This is a genomic window from Nitrospinota bacterium, from assembly GCA_016217735.1.
Classification (GTDB): domain Bacteria; phylum Nitrospinota_A; class UBA7883; order JACRGQ01; family JACRGQ01; genus JACRGQ01.
Map to the genome: position 1 here is coordinate 47,483 of JACRGQ010000059.1, position 14,223 is coordinate 61,705.

13 protein-coding genes are annotated in these 14,223 nt (G+C 61.0%); 3 read left to right on the plus strand and 10 right to left on the minus strand.

Translation table 11 applies throughout. The features are described from left to right. Positions 1-234: 234 nt before the first annotated feature. From HZA03_09780 to HZA03_09820, 9 genes are all read right to left on the minus strand, one after another. Entirely contained in the window at positions 235-1,569 is a 1,335-nt protein-coding gene (locus HZA03_09780) for a cation:proton antiporter (GenBank protein ID MBI5638244.1), read from the minus strand. Further along, entirely contained in the window at positions 1,566-2,747 is a 1,182-nt protein-coding gene (locus HZA03_09785) for a cation:proton antiporter (protein MBI5638245.1), read from the minus strand. Before HZA03_09785 ends, HZA03_09780 begins: the two co-directional genes overlap by 4 nt. Before the next feature lie 21 nt (positions 2,748-2,768). After that, positions 2,769-3,104, minus strand: coding sequence for a hypothetical protein (locus tag HZA03_09790; protein ID MBI5638246.1), 336 nt, complete (start codon positions 3,102-3,104; stop codon positions 2,769-2,771). Continuing rightward, positions 3,105-3,566: a PTS sugar transporter subunit IIA gene (locus HZA03_09795; protein MBI5638247.1), complete on the minus strand. Its 462-nt coding sequence runs from the start codon at positions 3,564-3,566 to the stop codon at positions 3,105-3,107. Further along, entirely contained in the window at positions 3,553-3,690 is a 138-nt protein-coding gene (locus HZA03_09800; GenBank protein MBI5638248.1) for a hypothetical protein, read from the minus strand. Before HZA03_09800 ends, HZA03_09795 begins: the two co-directional genes overlap by 14 nt. 18 nt (positions 3,691-3,708) lie before the next feature. Then, positions 3,709-4,512 carry a 4-hydroxy-tetrahydrodipicolinate reductase gene (locus tag HZA03_09805; GenBank protein MBI5638249.1) on the minus strand — a complete coding sequence of 268 codons (804 nt, stop codon included), beginning with the start codon at positions 4,510-4,512 and terminating at the stop codon, positions 3,709-3,711. A gap of 89 nt (positions 4,513-4,601) precedes the next feature. Then, positions 4,602-5,384 carry an inositol monophosphatase gene (locus HZA03_09810; GenBank protein ID MBI5638250.1) on the minus strand — a complete coding sequence of 261 codons (783 nt, stop codon included), beginning with the start codon at positions 5,382-5,384 and terminating at the stop codon, positions 4,602-4,604. After that, positions 5,385-6,461 (minus strand): tRNA 2-thiouridine(34) synthase MnmA, encoded by a 1,077-nt coding sequence (gene mnmA, locus HZA03_09815; GenBank protein MBI5638251.1) that lies wholly within the window; start codon positions 6,459-6,461, stop codon positions 5,385-5,387. A 164-nt stretch (positions 6,462-6,625) separates the two neighbouring features. Continuing rightward, entirely contained in the window at positions 6,626-6,904 is a 279-nt protein-coding gene (locus tag HZA03_09820; GenBank protein ID MBI5638252.1) for a hypothetical protein, read from the minus strand. 231 nt (positions 6,905-7,135) lie between these two features. Here HZA03_09820 and HZA03_09825 point away from each other — a divergent pair, with 231 nt between their 5' ends. After that, complete coding sequence (locus HZA03_09825; GenBank protein MBI5638253.1) at positions 7,136-7,276, plus strand: hypothetical protein; 141 nt, start codon at positions 7,136-7,138, stop codon at positions 7,274-7,276. Between the two features lie 129 nt (positions 7,277-7,405). Here the strand turns inward: HZA03_09825 and mtgA are convergent, their stop codons facing one another. Then, positions 7,406-8,239, minus strand: a complete 834-nt coding sequence (gene mtgA, locus HZA03_09830) for a monofunctional biosynthetic peptidoglycan transglycosylase (GenBank protein MBI5638254.1) — start codon at positions 8,237-8,239, stop codon at positions 7,406-7,408. A 321-nt stretch (positions 8,240-8,560) separates the two neighbouring features. Between mtgA and HZA03_09835 the strand changes: the two genes are divergently transcribed. Next, on the plus strand, positions 8,561-12,481 hold the full coding sequence (locus HZA03_09835) for a hypothetical protein (protein MBI5638255.1): 3,921 nt from the start codon (positions 8,561-8,563) through the stop codon (positions 12,479-12,481). 363 nt (positions 12,482-12,844) lie between these two features. Then, positions 12,845-14,221: an NAD(P)-binding domain-containing protein gene (locus HZA03_09840; protein ID MBI5638256.1), complete on the plus strand. Its 1,377-nt coding sequence runs from the start codon at positions 12,845-12,847 to the stop codon at positions 14,219-14,221. The last annotated feature ends 2 nt before the right edge of the window (positions 14,222-14,223 follow it).

The following is a 14,223-nucleotide window of genomic DNA, read 5'->3' on the forward strand; positions in this document are numbered from 1 at the left end:
GACACGGCGGGGGCAATCCCCTTTGGCCTCCATCCGTGTGTACCGGTAAATCGCCTGTATGTCATTCTATTATGATTTGATTGTTTGAAAAAGCAAGTACTTCCGCGACACCCAAACTATCGGCCCATCTCCTTCAGGCAGTCCCCTTGCCGCCGCGTTTCACGGCTTTTCCCGTCCGTTATCGGACGGGGAAGCCGATAACCTGAGGCCGCCCCGCTTTTTTCATGCGGAATTCTAAAGCTCCGCGGGGGGCGCCGCGCGCCGCATGGTCGATTCCTCCTGTTTAAGCGCCTCTCCGGCTTCAATCAGCGCCCCCTTGAATATGATGGGGCCGATAATTTCGCAGATGGTTATTTCGGCGATGATGAGGGTGGCCAGCGCGCCCCCCCAGACGGGGATTTGTTCACGGACGATAAGCGCCAGACCCAGCGAGACCCCCGCCTGTGAAACAAAGCCTTTCCAGAGCATCCGCCGCAGCAGGGGGGAGGCGCCGAGCAGCCGGGTGGCGAAGGTGGTCGCCACGTACATCAGCGCCACGCGCACCGCGAAATAGATGAGCGCCACGGCCCACATCCGCCGCAGCGCGCCGGTATCGAGCGCCGCGCCCGCGAGGGAGAAGAAAATGATGAAGATCGGCAACGCCCCTTTTTCTATGGCGCGGACGAATTTGTGCCCTTCGGCGCTGAAGTTGCGCACCACGAAGCCGGTGGTGACGCAGAGCAGCAGCACGTTGAGGTGCATCATCGTGCTGAGCGCGCCGGAGATGACCGCCACGCCGAAGGTGAACGGGAGCATCAGGCTTCCCATCGTTTTGATATAGAGCGCCACGAACGCCCCCAGCAGCGCCCCCGCCAGCAGCGAGAGGCCCGTTTCCGCCGCCATGGTCCAGAGCAGCTCATCCGCCGACAGGGGTTTTCCGCCGCCGCCGCGGATCCACGCCATGACCACCGTGAACAGGGTTATCACGAGGATGTCTTTGGTGACGACGATGCCGAGCGTGTTTTCGGTCAGTTCCCCCTTGGCGCGGGTTTCGTTCACGATGGCTCCGGTGGCGGCGGGCGAGGTGGTGGCTCCGATGGCCGCCATGACAAGCGCGGCCGCCGCGGCAAACCCCTCCGGCACGGACGGGAAGCCGGGAAAGCCGTAATGGATGAGCGGGTAAAACACCATGAGGATGCCGGTGAAAACGATGGAAACGTTCAGGATGCCGATCCCCAGTATCTTCACCCCCTGCCGTTTAAGGAAATTCCATTCGATCTCGGCGCCGACCGACAGGGCTATGTAGGCGAAGGCGAGGGTGTTGATGAGGGAAAATTCGGCGATGCGGGGCTGCTCGATGATGTTGAGCGCGGCGGGGCCGGCCAGAACGCCGAAAATGATATAGCCGGTGAGCAGCGGCAGCGCCGCCCGCTCGGCCAGTTTGGATACGAAAAAAGCCCCCAGCATGATGAAGCCGAGGATGATGGTGACCGCGGAGGCGCCGGTGTAGCTCTTGCCGCCGAGGAAGAAGGAGAGGTTCCCCATGATGAGGAAGATGATCGTCAGCGCCAGAATCTGCCGTTTGATCATCGCTCCTCCGCCAGCACCCGGCCTATCAGGAAGGGGGCGGCCATCTCGTTAAGCATGACGCACAGGACGATTATGGAAAAAACGTCGCGGCCCATGCCGCCGTTTTCGACCGAGAGATAGGCAAATCCGATGACGAGCGCCATCGCCCCTTGCGAGGCCAGCGCCAGCCCCCCGCTTTTCGGGAAGGGGAACGGCGCGGCGCGGCGGCCCAGCAGCCAGCGGAGCGAATGCTGTTTTGCCAAAAGCCGCACCAGCGCCACCAGCAGCGCAATGGGAAAGGCCAGGGGGGAGGGGACGAACATGAGGCCCGCCAGCAGGAGCATGATGATGTAAAAAGGGCGCTCCGTGTTGGATGCCGCGCGGTAGAGGGGATCCTCCGGGCGCAGCGTATTGGCCAGGAACGCGCCGGCGATAAAGCTGATGACCAGCGGCGATACCGAAAGCACCCCGCCGACCCCCGCGCTGAAAAAGACAAAGCCGACCATCAGCACCATCTGTTCCTTTTCCTTCAGTTTTTCGCGCGGCAAGTGCCGGAAGAAAAAGCCGAGCAACAGGCCCGTGCCGGCGGCCTGCGCCAAATACTTAAGGCCGAGCGTAAAGGAGGCGATGCCGTGGCGGAGCACGGTCAGGGAAAGCGCCAGCAGCACGACGGCCACCATCGCGTCGAGGCTCGATACGACGTTGAGCAGTTGGCGGGCCGTGGCGTTGAAGCGCCGCTCTTTTCCCAGCAGCGCCAGCACGGTGGGGGATGAGACCGCCGCCGAGGCGGCCAGAACCGCCGCGGCGATCACGGCGTCGGCGATGCCCCGCTTGTACAAATAATGGAGCGGCAGATAGACGGCCAGCATCACCAGAAGGCCGGAAATAAGCGCCTGATAAAGGGTGAGCCGCAGCTGCCAGCGTTCCACGCGGGCCAAATCGGTCAACCGCATCTGCGCGCCGATCAGCAATCCCACCCAGCCCAGCCCCAGATGAATCACCGGCTCCAGCTCGCGCAAAAGGAATTCGGGAAAGAAATCGAGCGCGAAGGGGCCGATTATGATGCCGATGAGCATGAACTCCCAGCCGGTATAAAAGAGGTACCGCAGGAGGGGAGGCAGCTTTTCCTTGGAAAAAATATGCAGCGAACCGGCATAGGCTATCGCCGCCAGGATGACAAGGCCGAGGATGGCGCTCATGCCGCCCCCCGCGCCGGCCGGCTACTGCGGCTTGATGCCGTACGCGTTCGTGACCGGGACGGTAAAGAAAATGCCGGCGTCGGGTTCTTCCGCTCCGGCATAGATTTCCTTGACGACTTTAATGGCGTTCCCAAGCGTTTCCTTATCCTGTATTACCGTAAAAACCGTGTAATTCGATTCCCGCACGCCGCTGAAAAGATTTTTGAAACCCGAAAAAATCGGCACCTCGTTGGCGATGATCGTTCCCATTCCCTTGCTGTCGATGACGGTGCAGCCAACAATGCCGGCCTCGATAAAGCCCGCGAGAACGTCTTCAAGGAGTTCCGGCTTGTTGATGACACAAACCAGAAGCTCCACTCAGTTATCCACCTGGCGGACGGCTTCCAGCGCTTCCTGCGGGGTGGAGGCTATTTGCACCTTCTTGATAAGGTCCTTGTTGCGGCAGAGGCGGACGATCCGCGCGAGTATCTGGATATGGAGGCGCGGCACCGCCTGCGAGCCGATAATCATGAAAACCACTTTAACCGGCTGGCCGTCCACCGACGCGAAATCGACCCCCTTGGGGAGGACGCCGATGAGGATGACCGTTTCGCTGAACCCTTCGAGGGAGGCGTGCGGGATGGCGATGGATTCGCCAACCCCGGTGGTGCTCAGTTTCTCGCGTTCTTCAAGCTTGCGGACGAGCACCTCGGCGTTCGCCTTGTCGAGCAGGCCCGTGGTTTCCAGGCAACCGGCCAGTTCCACAAACACGTCATGCCTGTTCCGCGCCTTCATGTTGAGCAGCACGTATTCGGGTTTTATGTAGTCACCGATGCTCATCGTCTATTTCTCCCTTTTCCCCATCTTCCCTGTTTTCACCGGCGGCGCTTTTTTTCATTTGCATCATCAAATAGCAGGTGTGCCCCAGCAGCCAGACCATTATCACAAAGATAAATCCGGCCACTATCCATCCGAACATTTCCTATTTCAGGCCCAACACGTCCTGCATGTCATACAGGCCGTTTTTTTGTCCCGCCAGCCATTCGGCGGCGCGAACCGCCCCGGCGGCGAAATTGCGGCGGCTCGTCGCCTTATGGGTAAGCTCCACCCGTTCCCCCTGCCCGGCGAAGTATACGGTGTGTTCCCCCACCACGTCCCCCATCCGCAGCGCCATCACGGCGATCTCGTCCTTTGTCCGTTCCCCGGTGATGCCGTGGCGTCCGTACACCCCCACTTTGTCGAGGCCGCGCCCGGTCTCGCGGGCGCATATCTCGGCCAGGCGCATCGCCGTGCCGGAGGGGGAATCTTTTTTCAGGTTGTGGTGTATTTCCATGATCTCGATGTCGTAGGTTTTTCCCAGGATGCGGGCGGTATCCGCCAGCACCTTGAACAGCACGTTCACGCCGATGCTCATGTTCGGCGCGCGCACACAGCGGATGGCGGCGCGGTGCGAGTCCATCTCCTTCACCTGTTCGGCGGAAAAGCCGGTGGTGCCGATGACGATCCCTTTGCCCGCCGCGCGGCAGACGGCGAAGTGTTCCATGGTCGCTTCGGGGGTTGAGAAGTCGATGATCACATCGACATCGTTGATGATCTCTTTGAGGTGGGCGGCGATCTTTGGCCCGCCCGCGCCACGCCCCAGCGGGATGAACGCATCCACCCCGATTTGCGGGTGCCCGGGGCGTTCCGTCCCCCCGGCCAGACGCAGAGCGGGGTTTTCAAGAACGCAGTTGGCGATCTCTTTCCCCATACGGCCCGCGATGCCCGTAACGCCCACTCTGACAATGCCCACTGTTACCCCACTCCTTTATTTAAGGAAGACACAATTGTACCCTTAAGGGACGGCTTTCCGTCAACAGCCAAAATAACACCGGTTCAACACTCCAACAGTTTCAGCAGGTTGGCGTGGATGCCCGGCGTCGCGGCGCAGATATGTTTTCCCAGCAGGTCGAGTTTTTCCCCTTTCATGTCGGTGACTGTTCCCCCCGCCTCGGTTACCATCAGCGCGCCGGCCGCCATGTCCCATGCATAAAGGTACTGTTCCCAAAAGCCGTCAAAGCGGCCCCGCGCGGTCCAGGCCAGGTCGATGGCGGCGGCGCCGCAGCGCCGTATCGCCCGGCATTCGGGCGCCACGCGGTTGAAATTTCCCATGTTGTTGCTTTTCAGCGTCCGTATTTCGTAGGGGAAGCCGGTGGCCAGCACCGCGCCTTCCAGCCGCGCGGTGTCCGATACCTTCATCCGCTTGCCGTTGAGGTACGCCCCTTCCCCTTTGACGGCGCTGAACATCTCGTCGCGCATCGGGTCGTACACCGCCCCCGCCAGCGGCTCGCCGTCTTTCACCAGGCCGATGGAGGGGCCGAAGACCGGCACGCCGTGGGCGTAGTTGGTGGTGCCGTCCAGCGGATCGATGTACCAGGTGTAGCCGCTGCCGGTGTTGGTGTCGGTTCCTTCCTCGGCCACCACGTTGTGTTCCGGGAACTCGTCCCGGAGCGCGGCGGTGATGAGCCGCTCGCATTCCACATCCACCTCGGTCACCAGATTGATGGTGCCTTTGAGTTCCACCTTCACGTTCGTTTCGTACTTCGCGCGCTGAATGTCCCCCGCCGCGCGCGCCAGCCGCATGGCGGCCTCCGCGGCCTTGCCGATATCAAATTTCATTTATGCTCCGTTGTCCGCCGTGAAAAAACGTTCTATCCATCCGCCGCCCGTCACGATGTCGCCGCGGTAAAAAACCGCCGCCTGTCCCGGCGCGACCGCCCGTTCCGGCTTGTCAAAGCGCACCTCCGCGCCGTCCGCCGTGAACCGGATGACGCCGTTGACCGGCGCGCGCCGGTGGCGCAACTGCACCGCCACCGCGCCGCCGCGCGGCTCTTCGTGAAGCGTGAGGTTCTTGATTTCCACCGAGCCGGCGAGAAGCTCCTCTTCCGCGCCGAGGCGGATGACGTTTTGTTCCGCGTCGATATCGGTGACATACAGCCGCCCGCCCGCCGCCACGCCCAGTCCGCGGCGCTGCCCCACGGTGTAAAAGGGTATCCCCTTGTGCGCGCCGAGTTTTTTTCCTTTTTTGTCCACGAAGTCGCCGGGGGGGATGTTGAGTTCCAGCCCGGCGATGAATTTCTGATAGTCGTCGTCCGGCACGAAGCATATCTCCTGGCTGTCCGGCTTTTCCGCCGTCTTGAGGCCGTGCCGTGCCGCCACCGCGCGTGTTTCCTCCTTGGTCAGTTCCCCCACCGGGAAGAGAATTTCCCCCAGCGTTTCCGGCGGGACGTCGAACAGAAAGTAGCTTTGATCTTTTTCGGGGTCGCGCCCGCGCGCGAGGCGCTTGCGCCCGTCCAGTTCCACGATGCGGGCGTAGTGGCCGGTCGCCAGTTTGGCGCAGCCGAGCTGCCGCGCCTTTTTGAGGAGCAGGCCGAACTTCAGCACCCGGTTGCAGGCGATGCAGGGGTTCGGCGTCCGGCCCGATATGTATTCGTCCACGAAATAATCGACGACGCTCTTTTTGAATTCCTCTTTCATGTTGAGCGTGTAATGGGGGATGCCGAGCTGGTCGGCCACGCGGCGGGCGTCGTTCACATCGTCCAGCGAGCAGCAGGTTCGCTTCTCCGTTTCGGCGGGCGCGTCCCACAGGCGCATGGTGATGCCGATGACCCCATAACCCCGCTCCAGCAGCAGGGCCGCCGCGGCGGAGCTGTCCACCCCGCCGCTCATGGCGACAAGCACGTTTTCTTTATTCATATTTTTTGGGCCGGATAAGCGGCGATTGTACCGTATTTCCCGCGTGGGCGGGGGTGAAAAGGGGGCGCAAAAAAAGTACGCGGGAAGGCAACCGGGTGCGCGTTATTTTACCCGCCCCGGCGGAGAGGCGCGGCGTTGGACCGCGCGGCTCCGCTTACCGCATACTATTTGTTCCAGCCCCGCGTTCCGTGGCGTCCCCTCTCCAGCCGATGCATCGGCGTGTGTTTGCGGGAGGGTTTGGAGGCCATCATCATCATGGAGTGGTGCCCCATCATCATGCCGGGCATGGCCGGCTTCATCGTGGGGAGCATCCGCATGGCCTTCATTCCCATCATCCCCATCTGTTTCATCATGAACGGGGAGGTCATGGCGTCGCCCATCGCTTCGCGCGCCACGGCCAGGGAACCCTTCGAGGCTGTTTTAATTGCGTCCCAAACATTCATCAATCGAATCACCCGCCTTTCCGCTATTCCATACAGGCCGCTTGGGGGCGGACAGTCTGTCCGGCACCCTCTCTTGTCTATATTATACCTCTCGCACCCATCAGGCATGGGCCAAAAGAACGGCTGAAATAACGGATAAAATAACCAGCCGGGCATAGTTGACCAATTTGGTACACTATTCCCGGAATCGTGGTAGAATAAAACCAAGTCGAAGAAGAGAGGTGATGGTTTATGCGACACCTTACTTATGAAAAAGACCTGATCTGCTATGGCACGCACTGTGAAACCAAGGGCAACGTTGTTTCGTATTTCTGGCTGGCGGCGTTCGCGGCCCTCTTCATGCTTCCGATCCTGTTCATGGCGCTGATGTAATTGCGTCCCGCGCGCGGGGCGGAAACTCCCACGGGGTTTCCGCCCCGTGTGCATCATTCCCCCGCCATCACAATATTCGCGGCTCATTCGCGGCGTCTTGACCCGCGATTGCCGCGGCGATGTGCCGTTTCATGGCGCCGGGGCGTTTTCTTCGTCCGGCCCGGGCGGAAGGGCGGGGACGAGGGGAATATCCTGATTTTCCGTTTGGCCGTCCAGCAATGTGTCCTTCCGCAGGTCTTCCCAAATGGAAAGCCCCTTGTCCCGTTTCTGCATCACGCCGAGGATGGCGTTGGCGCGGGTCTCCACATAGCGCGAATCGCCGGTGGGGGAGAAGCGGATCGGGTTCGGCAGGACGGCGGCCAGCCGGCACGCTTCATCCGGCGTCAGTTGGCTGGCATGTTTGCCGTAATGGCGCCGCGCCGCTTCTTCAATGCCGAAAATGCCGGTTCCCCACTCCGCCACGTTCAGGTAAAGCTCCAATATCCGCTTTTTGCCCAGCTCGCGTTCAAGCCGGAGGGTTAAGAACGCCTCCTTTAGTTTGCGCATGGCGGTCTTTTCCGGCGAGAGGAAAATATTTTTCGCCAGCTGCTGGGTGATGGTGCTTCCTCCCGCTTTCATCGTGCCGGAGCGCATGTTTTTTTCCAGCGCGTCCTGTATCCCCGCCAGGTCGAAGCCGTAATGCTGCCAGAATTTATCGTCTTCGGAGATCAGCACCGCGTCCTGAACGAACGGGCTGATTTCGGCCAGCGGCGTCCATGTGTAGCGCAGCTTCACCTTTTTGTTTCCTTCCGCCCACTGCCGCTCGCGGAATTCCATGAAGGCCGTTTTTTTTGGGATGCCGGTCTTCAGGTGCGAGATGTCCGGCCAAATGAAGAACGTGGATACCCAGCCCGCGATGCCCACGACGATAAACCCGATAAAGGCCAAAAAACCGACGAGGCCCTTAAAAACATATCTCACCATCACATATTCCCGTCCGGTCAAAAAAGCCTGAATTCCGTTGCTGTTTCTGATATTTGCGGCATTGTGGAAAACACGATTATTGCAAGTTTTGCCGCGTACGCCAAATTATTTACGGCGTTGGGGCCGGGTGGGTGGATATGACAAAAGCAAAGGCGCGAAATATGGCGCATAACGGCATGTATTGCAATGCGTTGCTGTTTTGTCAGGGGTCGCCGGACACGGATTCGGTGAGGGCATGGTGTTTGCATCCTTAATATTGAGCGGCAGATACCCGTCCGTTTTTTGGCGCTTCCTTGGGGAGCGGCTAACGGATGGGATATAATGAAGCCCGTTGAGGAGGAGTATACGTTGAAGGAACAGGTGAGCGGTTCGGCCGTTGCCACCCGCATCTTCGCGGTTACCGGCACCGGCGGCGGTTGCGGCAAATCATTGGTTGCCGCGTTCGCCGCGGCGGCTCTGGCGCGCGCCGGGAAAAAGGTGCTGTTGCTGGATATTAATGAAGGCTCCAGCGCCGCCTGCCGCATTTTCGGCGTCACCGCTCCCGAAACATCCCTGATCGATTTCTACGCCAAGACCAAAAGCATAGCCGACCTCGCCGCGGAAACGCCGGTGAAGGGACTTTCGTTTCTCCGCGCGGCGGGAAGCCCCCGCGGCGGGCGCAACCGGATTCCGGCCCGCGGCAACCTGATACAACGGCTGCGCCGGTCGGGGGCGGATTATGTGGTGGTCGACATCGGCCGGATAGCCAATAGGCGTGCGGCCGATTATTTTCTCGGGGCCGACGGCCGCGCCATTATCGCCGCCGCCAGCGAACCGGGAATGGACGGTCTGCGCGACACCCTGTTGACAGTGGCTATTCGCCGGTTTGAACGGTTGGTAATAAAGGCGGAGGGCGGTGCGGAGGCGGTGCGCGAGATAGACAAAAAGCGAACCCTTGAGGCCGCTCCGCTGCTTGCCCACATTGGCGCCATGCTTAAATTGCGCTATCCCCGCCTGTTGCCCGCGTGGGAACAGGCGCGCGCCGCGCTCGATTGCAACGTTATCGTCAACTCCGTTTCATCGCCGGATCACATGGAGGCCGCGGGACGGAGGCTCAAGACCGCGCTCGACGGCGTGGGGATCGATGTCCGCAAGGTGTTTTACCTGCCGGTGTTCGTGTTGCCGCCGTCGCTGGCGCGGCCGGGGGCCAGTCCGCAACTGGACGCGGTGGGGCCGGTGGCGCTCGATATCGCCGGCGTGGAAGAACTGGGCGAGGAGCGGATGCGCCAGGGGCTGGAGCGCCTGTTTGGCGCGCCGGTGGCCGGGGCCGCGCCGCATGCCGCCGCCGAAAAGGCCGAGATGTTCGCCGCGCTGGAGCGGGAAATGGAGATGGAACGCGCGCGCCGCGCCGCCCTGCTGGAGCGGGAGATGGAGCGGCTCAAGACCGAGCGGAGCGCGCAGGCGGCCAAGCGGCTGGACGCCGAGCTGGCCGAACGCCGCAAGCGGGGCCTGGAAGAACTGAACGGATGGACGGAACAGCAGCGGCGTGAGCGTCAGATACGGCTCGATAAGGACTACGAAACCATGAAGGCGGATTGCGCCGCCCGCCTGACCGCCGAAACGGGATTGAAGGAACGCGAGGCGCTCGACGCCATGGACAAGGTGAAGGAGTACCGCCTCAAGGAGATCGACGCGCAGATCGAGGCCTACTACCGCGCCGCCAAGGTGGCCGCCGACCGCGATATCGCCCAGCGCCGCAAGATGGCGGAAACGGAAATCGACGGCGGCCTGCTGATGCAAAAAAAGAAGAAACTGGCCCGGATGGAAACGGAACTCGCCGAAGAGGTGGAAAAAATCCGCGAAATGATCTGGCAGCAGCTGGAGGAAAAACGCCGCGCCCGCATCGAAGAGATCGACCGCGCGGTGGAGGGCCACCGCGAAAATAAAATGCTGGCGGTGGATACCGAAGTTTCCGCCGTCCGGCGCGAAGTGGAAAAAGACCTCGAGGCGGAGATCGCCCGCACGCGCGATTACCTCACCGCCGACATCCACCGCGACGTGATGCTGCTTGCCGGCGAGATGGATGTGGAGGAGCACCGCCGCCGCGCCGGCATCCGCCGCACCCTGGAGCAGGAGACCGATGCCGAGCGCGCCATGATGAAAAAGGCGCTGATGGCGGAAATGGCCCGCCTGCGCGAAGAGAAGGAAAAGGAACTCGCCCCGCTGCTGGAAAAAATACGGCAGGAACGGCTGGCCCACCTGGAGCAGGAGATCGGGCGGCTGCGCGAGCAGATCAAGGGCCGCATGACGATGGAGGCCGAACAGACCCGCCAGAAGCTGATGATGGAGGCGCAGACGGACGCCGGACGCCGCCGGGAGGAATTGCTGGCGCAACTGGAGGCCGACCGCCAGGCGCGGCTGGTGGATATGGGCCGCGACATCGCGCAGGACCGCGCCACCCGCATCGCCAGCCTGGACCGCGAAATGGCGCGCGTGGCGGACGATTTGCGCGCCAACATGGAACAGCGCGTGTCCGAGGAAGAGGCGCGCCTCACCGGCATGATGGAAGAGGCGATCCGCCAGAAGCGCAAGGAAAAGGAAGAGACGATTATCGGCATCATCCGCGAGGAGCGGCAACGCCGCGTGCAGGAGCTGAACGAAGAACTGCTCCGCCAGCGCGAGGGTCTTATGGACGCCATCGCCGCCGAGATGCGCCTCTGCCGCGATCAGGAGATCGAAAAGGTGCGCGCCGAGATAACGCATATCCGCGCGCAGCGGCTCGGCCAGCTGGATCAGGATATGCAGGCGGAAATCCGCCGCAAGACCGAGGCGATGGGGCATACCATCCGCGATGTGGAGACCGCCATGCGCGGCGAAATGCGGGAACGCATAAGCGCCGAGGAAACGCGCATGCGTAAAGCGCTGGCCGAGGAGATCAATGCCGAAATGGCCGAGATGCGCGCCCGCGTACGCGCCGATATCGGCGACGAAGAGACGCGCCTGAAAGCCGGGCAGAAGGCCGCGCTGGAAGATGACCGCAAGCGGCGGCTGGAGGCGTGGGACCGGGAGATGGAGTTGCGCCGGAGCAAGGCCGAGGAGTCCCTGCGGGAGTGGCAGGAGCGTGAAAGGATGCGCCTGCTGGGCGAGCTGGACGTGAAACTGCAAGAGGAAGGGCAGGTAAGGCGCGAGCTGCTGGAAAGCCGCGTGGAGTACGACAGGAAAAAAATCGCCGACGAAATCGCCGCCCACCGCCGGAAGGCGGAGGAGGATGAACAGCGCCGGATGAAACTCTGGGCCGAGCACAAACGCGAAGAATCGGTGGCGCAGATTAAACGTTTCATCAAGGAAGAGCATCAGCGCCGGCTGGAAGAGCTGACCGAAACGATGGAAGGGGAAAAACGGGACCGCTTGGCCGGTATCGGCAATGACCTGCAGGCGGAGCGGCAGAGGCAGTTCGCGGAATTGACCGCCGCGATGCAGCGCGAAAAGGAAGCGCGGCTCCTCAAGCTGGACGACGAAATCGCCCGGCTGCGCGATGAGCGCGCGCGCGAGTCGGCGCGGTTCGCGGACGAAGAGGCCCGCCGCATGGAAGAGCGGATTGATCAACGCTACCGCGATCTGGCCAAAAAAAAGGAAGAGTGGCTGGAATTCGAAAGCCGCCGCCGCCTGGTGGAGATGCGCGAAAGCATCGAACGCGAGGCCGAGGCCGAAAAGGAAAAGCGGCTGCAGGCGCGGATGGTGGAAATCGAAGATGAGCTGGCCGACCGCCGCCGCAAGGCGAAGGCCGCCGTTGAAGAGGAGCGCGCCCGCCTGACCCTGGCGCTGCGCGAAGAGCTGAACATGCGGCGCAAGATCATGATCCGCAAGATGACCGCGCGCCTTAGGACCAAGGTGGCCGAACGGCAAAAGAAGATAGAAGGGGAACTGGGCTTGATGAGCGCCCGTCGCGGGATGGATGTGGAAAAAGACATGCTGGATCAACGGAGCAACCGCGTGGCGCGGATGGAGGCGGAATTGACCCGCGAACGCGAACGGCGCGTGGCCGCCATGCTGGACGAAATACGGGCCGAACAGGACATCAAGCGCCAGGAGATCATCATGGAAATGGTGAAAAAAAAGGAAGACCTGGATCGCCTGTACGAGCAGGAAAAGCGCAACTACCTGGAAAAGCTCCAGAGCGAAATCCTCAAGAGCAAAAACATCACCTCGGAATACCTCCAAAGCGAGCTGGACCGCGTGCAAAAATCCTGGCGCAACAACTAACCCCCCCCCAAAAAAAATCTCCGGCTACGGAAGAGCATTGTGTTGGTACAACAGGTTTAAGGAGTCGCAGGATTGGTAATTCAATCTGCGGCGGAAATAGCCTATAGGCCACAACCTGTTGTTGTCCCCTTAAAGGGGATGCCCGCCCCGGATTGAAATTACATACCGGGGCTCCCTTGCCCGCAAGGGCCAAGAAGGCTTGCCCCCTTCGGGGTCAACCGCAGATGGTTAGAAGCCGTTTCTTCACGCCTCGTGATCCCTTTTAGCCGGAGATTGAGGACCCCCGGTGCCGCTTGCCACAATTCCCGGCACGAAGTATAGTGGCGTGGTGGTGATTATTTTCATGCGCGACGGCGGCGGGAGATGATGATGGCTGCGGCAAAAAACGGAAACGATTTCGATATCATCATCGTGGGCGGCGGTCCGGCGGGCCTCAGCGTCGCCTCGGAGATGGCGAAAAAAAAGTACCGCGTGCTGGTGCTGGAAAAAGAAACCGCCGGCCAGACCAAGCGGAGCTGGTTCGTCCCCCCGTTTGTGCTGGACGCGGAAACAAAGCAATTCAGCTACGGCGGCGTCACCCGCTTCCTCGCCGCCACCTATTCCGGCGCCAAAACGCAATGGCGCGCGAAACTGTTCCCCGCCTATCCCTACATCGATGAGAAGAAGATACTCCCCTACTGGGTGGACGTGATTCAAAAGAACGGTTCCACCATTATGGACAACACCGCATACGTCAGCCATTATGTAAGCGGCGGTCAGGTGCATGTGACCACCGCCAAGGGGATATTCAAGGCGCCCCTGCTGCTGGATGCCTCCGGCTACAACAGCCCGGTGATCAAACAACTCCGGATGGAGGATGACAGCTACTACTGGTGGTCGGTTTACGGCGCCGTTCTTGAGATGCCGCTCACCGGCGGCCTTGAGATCGGCGATTACATGATGTGGCAAACGTTCAAGGACACCAACGCCAACCCCAAAGCTTCGCTTGCGCATGGCCGCCCGGTGTTCGAGTACGAAGTGCTGGGGCCGAACAGGGTTTTCGCGCTGCTGCTCTTTCTGCGCAAAAAACAGGTGACCAAGGAAGCCATGGCGCCGCTTTTCGAGCGGATGCTGCGGAAGGAGAATTCCACCGCGCCATTCCACGGCGCAAAGGTGATAGAGGAAAAATTCGGCTGGTATCCCAGCGGCGAGGTATCGCAGAACAAAGCGGCCGACCGCGTGGCGTTCATCGGCGACGCCGGCTGCTGGACAACCCCCTGCGGGTGGGGGATGACCTTCATTTTGCAGAACTACAAAACCTACGCCGAAAGGTTGGATGAGACCATCAAACAGGGACGGCTGGACGCCGAGGCGCTGCAGGAAATTCCTGCGTTGCGCGTGACCGAAGAATTTCAGGTGGTGTTCGACAAACTGGTGATGCACTTCCTCTCCAACGCGCCCGCGCCGATGCTGGACAAATTCATCAACTTCTTCAACCAGATCGACCCGATACTGTGCGAACGGATGTTCACCCTCACGCTCACCGAGGAGGACTTCAAGGAATCAATCGCCCTCTTTTTGAAAAACTTCACGTTCGGCGAACTTATCCAGGTGCTGCCGGTGGAGGACTACAAGCTGGTGGTGCGGGTGGCGAAACTTTCGATCGCGGCATTCATCGCCGCGTATTGGTACCGGTTCATTGATTGGTTGACCGGGCGGAAAAACAACAAGGTCGAAGGCTTCAGCTACGAGGAGGACTGACT